Source organism: Mammaliicoccus stepanovicii (assembly GCF_002902525.1).
Taxonomy (GTDB): domain Bacteria; phylum Bacillota; class Bacilli; order Staphylococcales; family Staphylococcaceae; genus Mammaliicoccus; species Mammaliicoccus stepanovicii.
The window spans coordinates 34,183-48,852 of the sequence record NZ_PPQZ01000005.1; the positions used below are offsets into that span (position 1 = coordinate 34,183).

The window sequence follows — 14,670 nt, forward strand, 5'->3', positions numbered from 1 at the left end:
GGAGCCTTTAAAATATGAGCAACATAAAGAAATTATTAGTAGCCAATCGTGGTGAAATCGCAATTAGAATTTTTAGGGCAGCAACTGAATTAAATATTGAAACAGTAGCAATTTATTCAAATGAAGATTTAGGAGCTTTGCATAGATATAAAGCCGATGAATCTTATTTAGTAGATGAAAACTTAGGTCCAACGGAAAGTTATTTAAATATAGAAGCAATTATTAAAGTGGCAAAGAAAGCAGAAGTCGATGCTATTCATCCAGGTTACGGATTTTTAAGTGAAAATAAAACATTTGCAAGAAGATGTGCTGAAGAAGGCATTAAGTTTATCGGTCCAGAGTTGAAACACTTAGATATGTTCGGAGATAAAGTTAAAGCAAGAGAAACAGCAATAGCTGCTGATTTACCTGTAATACCAGGAACTGATGGATCAGTAGAATCCTTTGAAGAAGTAGAAGAATTTTCGAAAAAAAGTGGATTTCCAATCATTATTAAAGCCATTTCAGGTGGCGGTGGTAAAGGGATGCGTATCGTTAATGATGAAAGTGAACTTGAAGATGCATACCAACGTGCTAAATCTGAAGCAGGTAAATCATTTGGTAATAGTGAAGTTTATGTGGAAAAATACATAGATCAACCTAAACATATTGAGGTACAAATAATCGGAGATGAACATGGTAATCTCGTTCACTTATTTGAAAGAGACTGTTCAGTGCAACGTCGCCATCAAAAAGTAGTAGAGGTAGCGCCATCCGTTTCATTAAGTGATGATTTAAGACATAGAATTTGTAATGCAGCATTAGATTTAATGAAGAAAATAGGATATGTGAATGCTGGTACTGTTGAATTTCTTGTATCAGGAGATGAATATTTCTTTATTGAAGTTAATCCACGTGTACAAGTTGAACATACTATTACTGAAATGGTAACTGGTGTTGATATTGTCAAAACACAAATATTAGTTGCTGATGGTGAATCATTATTTGGTGATAAAATTGAAATGCCACAACAAGAAGATATTAAGACGTTAGGATTTGCCATTCAAAGTCGTATTACTACAGAAGACCCATTAAACGATTTTATGCCTGATACAGGTAAAATTATTGCTTATCGTTCAAGTGGTGGGTTTGGTGTAAGACTTGATGCGGGTGATGGATTTGAAGGTGCAGAAATTTCGCCTTACTATGACTCACTACTCGTTAAAGTATCAACACATGCTATGAGCCTACGACAAGCAACAGAAAAAATGCTACGTTCTTTAAAAGAAATGAGAATTAGAGGGATTAAGACTAATATTCCATTCTTATTTAACGTTGTAAATCATGAAAAATTTGCAAAAGGTACTTATACAACTAAATTCTTAGAAAATAACCCTGAATTATTTGATATAACGCCTTCACGAGATAGAGGTACAAAAACTTTACAATATATTGGGAATATTTCTGTTAATGGTTTTCCAAGTGTTGAAAAACGTGAAAAGCCACATTTTGAAAAATTCAAATTGCAAGAAGTTACAAATGAAGAATTATCTGCACTTAGTGGTACAAAGCAAATATTAGAACAACATGGACCAGAAGGTGTAAGCAAATGGTTGAAAGAACAAGATGAAGTATTGTTGACAGATACTACTTTTAGAGATGCTCATCAATCATTGTTAGCGACTAGAATGAGAACGTATGATATGTTGCAAATAGCACCCGAAACGGCTAAGCATTTAAACGATGCTTTCTCATTAGAAATGTGGGGTGGCGCTACGTTTGATGTTGCTTATAACTTCTTGAAAGAAAATCCATGGGAGAGATTAACAAGATTACGTAAGAAAATCCCGAATGTGTTGTTCCAAATGTTATTGAGAGCATCCAATGCAGTAGGTTATAAAAACTATCCAGACAATGTAATTGAAAAGTTCGTTAAGGAAAGTGCAGAAGCTGGAATTGACGTATTTAGAATTTTTGACTCATTGAACTGGTTAGATCAAATGAAAGTCGCAAATGAAGCTGTTCAAAAATCTGGCAAAATTTCTGAAGGTGCAATTTGTTATACAGGTGATATATTAAATCCTGAACGTTCAAGTGTGTATACTTTAGACTACTATATTAATTTAGCTAAAGAACTACAAAGTGAAGGAGTTCATATATTAGGTATTAAAGATATGGCAGGTTTATTGAAGCCAAAAGCAGCATACGAACTCATTAGTGAATTAAAAACTCAAATTGATATTCCTATACACTTACACACGCATGATACAAGTGGTAATGGGTTATTAGTATATCAAAGTGCAATAAGAGCTGGTGTAGATGTTATAGATACTGCAGTTGCCAGTATGAGTGGTACAACATCACAACCATCGGCCAACTCCTTGTACTATGCTTTAAGTGGCAATGAGAGAGATGTTAGAACGAACATTGATGGATTAGAAAGATTATCTCAATATTGGGATACAGTTCGTAATTATTATTCTGACTTCGAAAGCGACATTAGATCACCACATACAGAGATTTATCAACATGAAATGCCTGGTGGGCAATATTCTAACTTAAGTCAGCAAGCGAAAAGTTTAGGCTTAGGAGAAAGATTTAATGAAGTTAAAGATATGTACAAACGAGTTAATTTATTATTTGGTGACATTGTTAAAGTAACGCCATCTTCTAAAGTAGTAGGTGATATGGCACTTTATATGGTACAAAATGATTTAGATGAAGAAAGTGTTATTAAGAGAGGTCACACACTTGATTTCCCTGAATCAGTAGTGTCATTCTTTAAAGGCGAAATTGGTCAACCAGTCAATGGATTTAACAAAGAATTACAAAAAGTTATCTTAAAAGGTATAGAACCAATCGAGAAAAGACCAGGTGAATTATTAGAACCTGTTGATTTCGAAGAACTTAGAGAAACATTACAAGAAAAACAACAAGGAGAAGTAACTGAACAAGATTTAATCAGTTATGCCATTTATCCTAAAGTTTACGAGCAGTATATTAAAACATACGAAAGCTTTGGAAACTTATCATTATTAGATACGCCGACATTCTTGTTCGGTATGGCTAAAAATGAAACTGTCGAAATAACAATTGATAAAGGTAAAATTTTAATAGTAAAATTATTATCAATCGGACATGTTTATGAAGATGGTCATCGTTGGGTATACTTCGAATTGAATGGTCAACCAAGAAAAGTTTACGTTAAAGATGAACACGTTAAAGTATCTGAAGCGGTATTACAAAAAGCAGATTTAAGTAATGATTCTCATATTGGTGCACAAATGCCTGGTACAATTTCTGAGGTTAAAGTGAAACAAGGTGATGAAGTGAAACAAGGTCAAGCCCTAATTATTACAGAAGCAATGAAGATGGAAACAACGATACAAGCACCTTATGATGGAACGATATCTAATATTTATGTTTCAGCAGGAGATAGTATCCAAACACATGATTTAATTATTACGATAGACAAAGCAGAATAAAGTAGATATAAGTTTTAACACAAAATAAATAAGCATATCACTTAACTGATTTTCAGTTTTATAGTGATATGCTTATTTTTAATTTCTACGTTTAGATCTTGTTATTAACATGATGAAGTAACAAAGTAAGCCGAATAACATTGTAATAAATAATGCATGGAACAACGCAATAAATAAATTAACTCTTGTTAAGACTGATAAAGCACCCGTAGTTACTTGTAAGCAAACTAATACAAATGCAAGTGTCCATCCGTATTTGATAACTCTATATTGTGTATAATTTCTTATAGCGTGTATAAATATATATAGTATCCAAATAAATATGATAAAGGCTAATGTACGATGTGACATTTGAACCCATTCATAAAAGTTTTGTGGTAAGCCAACACTACCTGTACGACATAGCGGCCAGCTTAAGCAAGCGAGACTTGCATCAGCATGTCTAACTAATGCACCAGAATAAATAACAATATATATGAAGAACGTAACACCGAAAGTATGCATTTTTAGATGATTATGAATGACGATCGTTGTTGCATCAAATTTCTTGTCGATTTCATAAATAATCAATGTAAGTAATAATACAGATGCAAAACTTATAAGTGAAATTCCGAAATGTAACGAAAGAATGAAATCATTTTGTTGCCATATTACTGCTGCAGCACCGATAAGTGCCTGCGCAAAAATAAAAGCAATACTTGTAATACATAATGGTTTGACTTCTCTAATATGACCGAGTTTAACCCAGCTAAGATATGCTAATAGGCAGACGAGAATAAGACCAAGTCCAGAAACGCCTCTATGTGCTAATTCAATTATTGTCTCAACTGGCCAATCTGATGGAATAACGGAGCCATGACATAATGGCCAAGAATTTCCACATCCGTCACTTGAACCCGTCTTAGTTACCAATGCCCCACCAAGTTGAACAAATAACATTACAATCGTTGATAAAGTTGCCAACCATTTTAAAAATTTATCATTAAACAATATGAACACCTCATGTAAAATTATAATTCATATTTATACTGCTATAAAATGGGCTTTATTTCTAAAATAAACCTTATTTATGTTAAAAAATATGATAGAATTTAATTGAAAGACGTATTAACAAATTTTAACTATCAATACGTATCTGATTTAAACACTGTTATCTATATTATAACAATGATTGAGCATTGTAAATGTTACACAATAATGACTTTTTATTAGGTGAACTTACTTAAACCGATAAAATGTCAAAATTTTGTTTCAAAAATGTATAGATTATGTGACAATTTTCATATATCATTGAGTTATATGCGATAGAAAATGGAAGGAGGGACAAAATTGCAACAAAATCAATATAGTGTGACTTCTGAAAGTGAAATGGAATCAGGACGTCTCACGTTATATGAGATTAAAGCCATTATTAAAATGGGCCTTGTACAAGGTAATCTCATACCAACGTTTGCAGGTGCTTGGCTTGCAATTGCATTTGGTGGGTTTAACTTCTTCCAAAGTTTACCTATTGTTCTATTGATGATAGTAGGTTCTACCTTAATCATGGGTGGTGCTTGTGCAATCAATAATTACTATGATCAAGATATAGATTCAATCATGCCATCTAAACAAAAGAGACCAACTGTGAATGGACGAATTAGCGATAAACATTTAGTTCAGTTCAGCTTTGCATTAATGATAGTTGGTGAAATCTTGTTATTTATGATCAATATTCCAACAGGTATCATTGGATTACTTGGAATATTTGGCTACGTCGTATTGTATTCTATCTGGTCAAAAAGACATACAGTTTGGAATACAGTTGTAGGTAGTTTTCCAGGCGCAATACCACCATTAATTGGATGGGCAAGCATTGATCAAACATTGAGCCCATTAGCATGGACGCTATTTTTAGTATTGTTTATGTGGCAACCAGCGCATTTTTATGCATTAGCATATCGTCGTAAAGACGAATATGCCTTAGCTAATATTCCAATGTTACCTGCTGTTAAAAGCTTTAATCGTACACGATTAAGCATGTTATTTTGGGTACTGTTATTATTGCCATTACCATTTTTAATGACGCAGCTTGGTGTTGTATTTGTGATTATTGCAACTTTGCTTAATTTAGCTTGGATGTCATTAGCTTTATACGGATTTAAAAAGGAAATTAACAAATCTAAATGGGCAACAAGTATGTTTGTATTTTCTTTAAATTACCTTGTTATTTTCTTTGTAATGACAGTGATTGTTACTGTTATTCAATTAATATAATTAATTATGATGAATGCATGAAAGAGGGGTTAAACGAATGAAGACACGTTTAAAAAACACGAAAATGTTCGGTTTACTTGTTGCACTGCTTTTTGTGCTAGCAGGTTGTGGTCAACCACGTCTATCGGTACTTCACCCGGCTGGGGAAGTTGCTGACAAACAATTCTTTTTACTAATGCTGTCTATTGGCATTATGTTACTAGTAATTGTAGTAGTAGTTCTTATATTCTTATTCGCAATGATTAAGTTCCGTCGTAAAAAATTAGGTGAAGATTTTGAACCTAAAGATGTTGAAGGTAATCACAAATTAGAATTAGTTTGGACAATCATTCCAGTCATCTTACTTATAATTTTAGCTATTCCAACTGTAATGCTTACTTTCTCACTTGGAGATACTAAAGCCATTGATAAAGTAGATGAAAAAGGTAAAAGTAAAGAATTAGTTATTGATGTTACAGCTAATCTTTATTGGTGGGAATTTAGTTATCCAAATGAAAAAATTGTTACCAGTCAAGAACTTGTTGTTCCGACTGACAAGAAAGTATACTTCAGATTACATTCTGCAGATGTTAAACACTCATTCTGGGTACCAGCTGTCGGAGGTAAAATGGATACAAACGTAGAAGGAATTAATAAATTCTACTTAAAATTTGATGATAAAAAAGCAAAAGATGTTAAAAACTTATTCTACGGTAAATGTGCTGAGCTTTGTGGGCCATCACATGCTTTAATGGACTTTAAAGTAAAAGCATTACCGAAAGATGATTTTGACAAATGGGTTAAAGATATGAAATCTGTAGATAAACCTGTAGCTGCGACTTCAAGTCAAGCTAAAGAAGGTGAGAAGGTCTTTAATAAATCATGTGCAGGTTGTCACGCAGTAACACCAACAGGTGAGGGTGCTAAAGGTCCAAACCTTACAAACTTTGGTGATCGTGAACTAATTGCAGGATATTTAAACCATGATGAAAAGAACCTTAAAAAATGGATTAAAGACCCAGAAAGCATCAAACCTGGTAATAAAATGGCTGGAAAATATAAAGTTTCTGATGAAGACATTGATGCTTTATCTGCCTATTTAATGGAACGAAAAGTTGATAAGTAAGAATTGAAAGGGAGGTTACTCTAGTGTCTACTCAAAGTAAAAAGGGGTTTGGCTCAACTATTTGGGATTATTTAACAACAGTTGACCACAAAAAAATTGCTATATTATATTTAATTGCTGGTGGATTATTCTTTGCTGTCGGTGGTATAGAAGCAATGTTAATTCGTATCCAGTTAGCAGTTCCGGAAAATGACTTTGTTACAGCTGGACTGTTTAATGAAATTATAACGATGCATGGTACAACGATGATATTCTTAGCAGCAATGCCGTTGTTATTCGGTTATATGAATGCCGTTGTTCCACTTCAAATTGGTGCACGTGATGTTGCGTTTCCATTCTTGAACGCTTTAGGTTTTTGGTTATTCTTCTTCGGTGGAATATTCTTGAACTTATCTTGGATTCTTGGTGGCGCACCAGATGCTGGTTGGACATCATATGCAAGTTTATCTTTAGAATCAGCGGGGCATGGAATTAACTTCTATGCACTAGGTTTACAAATTTCAGGTGCTGGTACATTAATAGCAGGTATTAACTTTGTTGCTACTATTGTGAACATGAGAGCGCCAGGTATGACATATATGCGTATGCCTTTAATGACTTGGACAACATTTGTTGCTTCAACATTAATCGTATTTGCATTCCCACCATTAACAATTGGTTTATTCTTGTTAATATTCGATAGAATGTTCGGTACGTCATTCTTCGTAGCTTCACAAGGTGGAAATACAATTATTTGGGAACATTTATTCTGGATATTCGGTCACCCAGAAGTATATATTTTAGTATTACCGGCTTTCGGTATTTTCTCTGAAATTATACCGGTATTTGCAAGAAAAAGATTATTCGGTTATTCAGCAATGGTATTTGCCACAGTGCTTATTGGTTTCCTAGGCTTCATGGTTTGGGCTCACCATATGTTTACTGTAGGTTTAGGTCCAGTTGCGAATGCTATTTTCGCAGTAGCAACAATGGCAATTGCAGTTCCAACAGGTGTTAAGATCTTTAACTGGTTATTAACAGTTTGGGGCGGTAGCGTAGAATTTACGACGCCAATGTTATATGCACTCTTCTTCATTCCATCATTCGTTATGGGTGGGGTAACAGGTGTTATGCAAGCATCAGCACCAGCTGACTACCAGTTGCATGACTCGTACTTTATCGTTGCTCACTTCCACTACGTTATTGTTGGTGGTGTTGTATTCGCATTATTAGCAGGATTACATTATTGGTTCCCACTAATCGCGGGTAAAATGTTAAGTGAAAAGTTAGGTAAAATAACTTTTTGGTTATTCTTTGTTGGTTTCCATTTAACATTCTTAATTCAACATTTCTTAGGTCTTTGGGGAATGCCTCGTCGTGTGTTTACATACTTACCAGGACAAGGATATGATATTCCTAACTTAGTTTCATCAATCGGTGCTTTATTAATGGCAATAGCTGTTATTATCGAAGTAACGAACGTTGTTATTACATTAGCTAAAGGTGAAAAAGTTGGCAGAGATGCATGGGGAGATGGACGTACATTAGAATGGGCTTTACCAGTACCTACACCTCATTATAACTTTGCACAAACACCGTTAGTTCGTGGTTTAGATGCACTTTGGATTGAAAAGAAACATGGTGACGGTAAAATCTTACCAGCAGAATCATTAGATGAAATCCATATGCCTAACAATTCATTCACACCATTTATGCAAGCATTCGGATTATTCGTTGCAGCATTTGGTGCAATGTATTTTGCAGATGGTAAAGAATGGGCATTAGAAGCTGTTAAAGGTTTAGACGAAAAACCATGGGCAGTATTCGTATTAATTATAGGTTTAGGTATTACAGCTGGAAGTATGATTTATAGATCAGTTAAAGATGATCACGGACATCATATTTCTAAAGAAGAGTTATTAGAGTATGAAAGGGGTGAGCGTTAATGGCACATGAAGAAGTAAAATTCACAGCTGATAATTGGCCAGATCATCCTGAAACGGCATCAATGGAAGGTAAGAATAAACTTGTAGGTTTTTGGGTATTCTTAGGTGGAGAGGTTGCATTGTTCGCTTCACTATTCGCTACTTATTTAGCGCTAAAAGATGCAGTACCAAGTGAAGATCATCTACTAGCTAAAGACTTGTTCCATCTTCCATTAGCGTTTGTCATGACGATGTTATTATTAACATCATCATTAACAAGTGTTTATGCTTTATATCATTTAAGAAACTTTAATGCTAAAGGAACGTTCATTTGGATTGGTATTACAATTCTATTAGGATTAGGTTTCTTAGGATTAGAAATATATGAATTTGCGGAATATGTTCATCAAGGTCATACATTCCGTTCAAGTGCATTTGGTAGTGCATTCTACTTCTTAGTCGGAACGCATGGTTTCCATGTTGTTATTGGTTTAACGTGGTTAACATTGTTAATTCTGCGTAATAGAGGTAGAGGATTAAACCTATATAATTCACATAAATTTAATACTGCTGCTTTATATTGGCACTTTATTGATGTTGTATGGGTGTTCATTTTCACAGTAGTATACTTGATGGGAGCGTTAGGATAATATGAGCCAACAATTAAATCATGACGCACAGGCACTGAGAGATTACAAGAGACGTAAAAGTACGCAAGAAATGCGTTTACAAGTAACAAACTTTGCTATAATGATTTTTGTTACATTTATTGCTTTCGGATTAGTAGCTGCAGAACTTCCTAAAGAATTTGTAATACCAACAATATTAGCACTAGCGGTATTACAAGTTGTATTACAGTTCTATTATTTCATGCATATGAAAGCTGAAAAACACGGTATTTCAAAATTATTCATGATAACTGGCATTTTCTTTGGATTGTCATTTATCGCAACATTTCTTTATATTGTTTGGTTAGGCGATCCTTTATTCGTGAAAACTAAATAATAATAGCTAAGGCTCAAAAACTTTGTTATATAAGTTTTTGAGCCTTTTTTGTATCATTAGAAATATGGTCATATCATTGTCATAACTATTTCACGAGTTGGGTTGTTTATATATCTATAAAATTTTATAATAAGAGTAATGACTTAATGGGGAAGTGAATTAAAATGAATGGTTTATCCTCGATTTCGATTTTTGGATTTTGGGCAAATTGGACACCGTTCTTTTTCATAGGTGTAGTTTGTGTTATTGTCTTATATTTATTAATTTGTGGAAAATGGTATAAAGATATTCCTGGAGGGAGACCGTTAAAGAAAAGTGAGGCTATATTATTTAGTGTACTTATGCTCATGATTTATTTACTTGAAGGTGGCCCAATCTATTTATTATCACATATCATCTTTAGTTTCCATATGTTACAAATGGCCATTATGTTCCTAATCGTAGTGCCTATGTTATTTTATGCGATACCAGAATATATTGTTAAATATGTAGAAGGATTACCCGTCATCAATAAAATTGTGAGTCTATTTACAAAACCAATTTTAGCAATCATATTATTTAATGGTCTATTTTCTGTGTATCATTTACCAATAGTGTTAGATACTTTGAAACAAGATGCGACATTACATAGTCTTTATACAATTTTATTATTTATCAGCGCATGGTTTATGTGGCATCCAATTTTTAATAGACATATTTCAGAAGAACAACAAATGTCTAATATAAAGAAAATATTATATATATTCTTTATTGGCGTATTATTAACACCTTCATGTGGACTCATCATATTTAGCAATAATGCAATGTACGACACTTATACATCAGGTAAAGCATGGATGGGCGCTATGGCGTTATGTGTGCCTCCTGACACCCTTAATAGTGTTGTGCAAGGGTCTGGTATATCTGGTCCAGAATACTTTACGAACTTTACACCATTAGAAGATCAACAAACTGGTGGCGTCATTATGAAAGTCATGCAAGAAATAGTATTTGGCATTTATTTATATATCATTTTCATAAAGTGGTATAGATATGAACGTAAGAATGAACAACAAATTACAGATGATAGTTTAAGAAAATTAAAAGAACAAAAAGCTTTATATAATCAATTTAGATAGGATGTATAAAAATGAATTTACCTATATTACCGACAATCAGTACAACATTTATAGTTTTAAGTGCGATATTAGTAGCAATTGGTTGGTACTTTATTGCCCAGAAAAAAATTGAAACACATAAAAAGTTTATGCTTTCTGCAGCTGTAGCAGCAGTTATATTCTTTACTATTTATGCGAGCAGAACAGTATTTATTGGAAACACTTCTTTCGGTGGTCCCGATAACATTAAAATATTCTATACAATATTCTTAATATTCCATATTACACTTGCAACAGTTGGCGCGATAATGGGGATATATACGATTTATTTAGGATTAAAAAACAGATTAGACCGACACCGTAAATTTGGACCAGTTACATCTATTATTTGGTTCTTCACTGCCATAACAGGTGTAGCAGTTTATTTATTACTATATGTTTTCTATCATGGTGGGGAAACAACATCAATGATAAAAGCAATTTTAGGACATTAATATTAATTAAAGTTGTAACTATATTCACAAAAAATCGAACGCATTGTTAGAAATTATACTAACAATGCGTTCGATTTTTATTATATTTTAAAGTCTGTTTTAATAAGTCCGGATTCTAGTATGGTCTTGATAACAATTAGAAATAATGGGCCTAGGAAAAATCCGATAAATCCAAGTAACTTTAATCCAATAAACATGGATATGAGAGTAGGAAGTGGTGTTAATCCGACACCTGTTCCAAATATTTTAGGTTCTAATATTTTTCTTTGAACAAGTAAGATAATGGATAAGACGATAAGTTGGATGCCTAATGTAGGATCACCGACCACATATGCATAGATTGCCCAAGGTATTGTTAATCCGGTAGCACCTATTATCGGGAGTAAATCGATAAACCATATAAATAAGCTTATAATGAATGCTGACTCGACACCTATGATAAGTAGTCCAACATAAGTGAAAACCCATGTTATAAAGCTTAAAATAATAGTAGCAGTAAGCATGCCGATGATAGAATGACCGATTTTTTTATAAATCTTAAAAACTTGGTTGTAAGAGTTTGGATAGAGATGCTTTTTTATAAATTTATGTATATTAGGAATCTCTAACATAAACAGAAATAATGCAACTAAGAATACAACTAAACTAATGATAAATCCTGGTAAAGATGATACTGCTTCTGTAATATTTTCAACACTAAAATAGTTCGTGATAGAATCTCTCATAGAAGCAACAAAATTTTGTAATTCTTTATTTATCGTTACGGCCATTTCATCAGGAAGTACGGCTTTCATTTTGTCATTATATTGTTCAATGACAGAGATGAGTTTGTTGATTTTGTTTGGTAAATCTTTAATAAATAACACGATTTGGTCTATAAGTTTTGTTAAAAACAAATATATTAAAAATCCTGTTACTGTTACGATTAAAGTATAAATAATTGTAACGCTCCATTTACGACTTTTAAGTCTTGTAGTTAATTTATTAACAAGAGGATTAAAAGTAAGAGCCAGAACAAATGCCGTAATTAAAGGTACGGATATAGGTATTATAAAATAAATAAATAGTATAGCTAAAAGTAAGATTATAAGTATGCTAATATTTCGTTTGCTAATCCATTTTTTCATAGTATGACCTCTTTATTAAATGAATAGATAAATTAAGAGACGTGAAGGTCACGTCTCTTAATCTTTCTTTGTCTAAATGTTGTATTAATGTGATCCTAATGTGTTTAATGCTTTTACATCTGTAGAGATATTGTCGATTAACAAGTTACAGTGTGCTACTAGATTATCTGGATATACTTCATCATCACCATATTCAACACCTGTTGGGTAATAGTGTTTACCAAGATACGGGTCCATTAATTGAATTGTAGCGTTCTTTGCACCAATGTCCCCTTTAAGTGCATAACCTGGAATTCTTAAATAATAAACACCTTCACTGATTTCATATTTAAAATCATATGTAATGCGTTCATAATCCCAATGTCCACCAGCAATAAATCCATGTTTATTCATAACATCTTGTAATAGTTCTTGTTCAATGATAACTTTTTCAAGACCTGTATTATCAAATACCATGTATTGTTCCTCCCTCTATGTACCTTTATATTTATTTTATGATAAAACGCACAATGTTGCAATGTACATTTGAATTTATTGCGAATAAACGTATTTCGATTGATTTAACTTAAACTTATACGGTAAAATGATATAATTGATATTAGGAGTAAAAAGAGGAGGTAAATAGTTGAAGAATATCATCATAAAAGTTATCGCAATCACTATTTTAATCATTGTACTCTTTTATTTATTCTATTCTCCTAAATTAGAATTTGATGTCTTAAAGAACCCGAACTACTCTCATGAAAAAGCAGATCAAAATTATTATCAGCAACAAGCTGAAAAAACGACTGGAAATGCTAAATTAAAAGAGGGCGTAGGAACTTATGTAAATAAACATATAAACGATGTCATTAAAGATTTAGGACAACCAGATAGGGTATATAAGGCAGAACATGATAGAAAGAATTATGTGTTTAAGAATAAAGACCATTATTATTTAGTATCAACTAAAAATAATAAAGTGTCATCTGTTTTTGCTACTGGTGATAAAGTAAATGTTTCACCAATTAAAATTAAGCAAGATGCGACAAATTTATTTAATGGTACAAACATAGATATGGAACCATTAGTAGAAAGTACATATGGAAACTATAAGATTGAACTATCTGAAAGAGATATCAAAACACAATTGTTAGTTAAGTATGGTGATGTATATGCTCAAGTTCTTATTGATAGCGAAACAAATGAAGTAATGGGCGTTCAGTTCATGAATTCTGATGTAGTGGTCGAACATGCACCATTTTCAATGTCAAAAGTTTCTAATAAATCTGAAAAACTAGGAAGAAAAGACAGTCAAAAATTACAATCACATATCAACAAAGACATTACACTTTTAGAAATCGTCAATGAAAACAGAAAAATGAAAGGTGTTAAACCTTTAAAAATGGACGATCAGTTAACATATATTACTCAAATGGAAGCTGATTTAATAGATGAGGATGTAAATGAAGAAGATGCAGTTAAGTCTTTAGAAGACGGTATCACAAAACATATCAACGACCAAAGTATTGAATATGAAGCAATCAATCAAAATTTAGCTTTCAATTTCTATGATATGCCGACATTAATCAATAGTTGGCTGAACAACAATAGTTATCGAGAGAAGTTATTAGGTAGTCAATATGATGAATTTGGTGCCGGTAATTCAAGAGCATATTACTCACTTGTATTTAAAGAAAGTAAAAAATAAGGAGGTAATTGTCGATGTTTACTGTTGAAACAATCAATATTCTAGATCAATCAGATGAATTAAGCGCTTGTATTAAAGACTCTTTTATTTATCAAGAATATAAAGAAGCGAAATATAAACTTGAAACAAATTTAGAGGTTAAAATTTTAAGACAAAAATTTGATCAAATAAAGTCACATTATGATGATTGTTTAAGATTTGGAAGATATCATCCTGATTACAACAAGGTTATGAAGGAAACAAGACAACAAAAACGTGCATATGAAATGCATCCAGTTGTTTCAGACTTCAAAATTAAAGAAGCAGAATTACAAAATTTATTAGACGAAGTCATCAGTATCGTCTCTTATTCCGTGTCTAATAATGTTAAAGTAGATACAGGTAATCCATTCTTCACGAGTGAAAGTCATGGATCTGGATGCTCAACAGGCGGATCTTGTGGTTGCTCAAGCTAAACATGCATTTATGTAAGATTAATAAGATATATCAAAAAAAGCTTAACAGGCAACTGTTAAGCTTCTTTTTCTA

General features: G+C 32.6%; 13 protein-coding genes. 10 read left to right on the forward strand and 3 right to left on the reverse strand.

All coding sequences use genetic code 11. From position 1 onward, the window contains the following. Nucleotides 1–14: 14 nt before the first annotated feature. The gene (locus CD111_RS00695; RefSeq protein ID WP_095088620.1) at nucleotides 15–3,464 is read left to right on the forward strand and encodes a pyruvate carboxylase; all 3,450 of its coding nucleotides are present in this window, start codon (nucleotides 15–17) and stop codon (nucleotides 3,462–3,464) included. A gap of 78 nt (nucleotides 3,465–3,542) precedes the next feature. Here CD111_RS00695 and CD111_RS00700 read toward each other — a convergent pair whose 3' ends face one another. Next, nucleotides 3,543–4,454, reverse strand: coding sequence for a COX15/CtaA family protein (locus CD111_RS00700; RefSeq protein WP_095088618.1), 912 nt, complete (start codon nucleotides 4,452–4,454; stop codon nucleotides 3,543–3,545). 378 nt (nucleotides 4,455–4,832) lie between these two features. Here CD111_RS00700 and cyoE point away from each other — a divergent pair, with 378 nt between their 5' ends. From cyoE to CD111_RS00735, 7 genes are all read left to right on the forward strand, one after another. After that, a complete protein-coding gene (gene cyoE, locus CD111_RS00705; protein ID WP_229726507.1) occupies nucleotides 4,833–5,720 on the forward strand; it encodes a heme o synthase in 888 nt (295 codons plus the stop codon). Nucleotides 5,721–5,757: 37 nt separating this feature from the next. Continuing rightward, nucleotides 5,758–6,825: a cytochrome c oxidase subunit II gene (gene coxB, locus CD111_RS00710; RefSeq protein ID WP_095088614.1), complete on the forward strand. Its 1,068-nt coding sequence runs from the start codon at nucleotides 5,758–5,760 to the stop codon at nucleotides 6,823–6,825. A gap of 23 nt (nucleotides 6,826–6,848) precedes the next feature. Next, on the forward strand, nucleotides 6,849–8,750 hold the full coding sequence (ctaD, locus tag CD111_RS00715) for a cytochrome c oxidase subunit I (protein ID WP_095088612.1): 1,902 nt from the start codon (nucleotides 6,849–6,851) through the stop codon (nucleotides 8,748–8,750). After that, on the forward strand, nucleotides 8,750–9,379 hold the full coding sequence (locus CD111_RS00720) for a cytochrome c oxidase subunit 3 (RefSeq protein WP_095088610.1): 630 nt from the start codon (nucleotides 8,750–8,752) through the stop codon (nucleotides 9,377–9,379). Before ctaD ends, CD111_RS00720 begins: the two co-directional genes overlap by 1 nt. 1 nt (nucleotide 9,380) lies before the next feature. After that, a complete protein-coding gene (locus CD111_RS00725; RefSeq protein ID WP_095088608.1) occupies nucleotides 9,381–9,734 on the forward strand; it encodes a cytochrome C oxidase subunit IV family protein in 354 nt (117 codons plus the stop codon). A 164-nt stretch (nucleotides 9,735–9,898) separates the two neighbouring features. Next, nucleotides 9,899–10,852, forward strand: a complete 954-nt coding sequence (gene ctaG / locus CD111_RS00730; RefSeq protein ID WP_095088606.1) for a cytochrome c oxidase assembly factor CtaG — start codon at nucleotides 9,899–9,901, stop codon at nucleotides 10,850–10,852. Between the two features lie 11 nt (nucleotides 10,853–10,863). After that, nucleotides 10,864–11,325, forward strand: a complete 462-nt coding sequence (locus CD111_RS00735; RefSeq protein ID WP_188350525.1) for a DUF420 domain-containing protein — start codon at nucleotides 10,864–10,866, stop codon at nucleotides 11,323–11,325. Between the two features lie 80 nt (nucleotides 11,326–11,405). Here the strand turns inward: CD111_RS00735 and ytvI are convergent, their stop codons facing one another. Beyond that, nucleotides 11,406–12,452 (reverse strand): sporulation integral membrane protein YtvI, encoded by a 1,047-nt coding sequence (ytvI, locus tag CD111_RS00740; RefSeq protein WP_095088602.1) that lies wholly within the window; start codon nucleotides 12,450–12,452, stop codon nucleotides 11,406–11,408. A gap of 84 nt (nucleotides 12,453–12,536) precedes the next feature. Further along, the gene (locus tag CD111_RS00745; RefSeq protein ID WP_095088600.1) at nucleotides 12,537–12,908 is read right to left on the reverse strand and encodes a YugN family protein; all 372 of its coding nucleotides are present in this window, start codon (nucleotides 12,906–12,908) and stop codon (nucleotides 12,537–12,539) included. A 169-nt stretch (nucleotides 12,909–13,077) separates the two neighbouring features. On the opposite strand from CD111_RS00745, the gene CD111_RS00750 reads away from it, so the two are divergent. Further along, on the forward strand, nucleotides 13,078–14,142 hold the full coding sequence (locus CD111_RS00750) for a CAP domain-containing protein (protein WP_095088598.1): 1,065 nt from the start codon (nucleotides 13,078–13,080) through the stop codon (nucleotides 14,140–14,142). Between the two features lie 14 nt (nucleotides 14,143–14,156). Continuing rightward, nucleotides 14,157–14,597 (forward strand): YlbF/YmcA family competence regulator, encoded by a 441-nt coding sequence (locus tag CD111_RS00755; RefSeq protein WP_095088596.1) that lies wholly within the window; start codon nucleotides 14,157–14,159, stop codon nucleotides 14,595–14,597. Nucleotides 14,598–14,670: the final 73 nt, after the last annotated feature.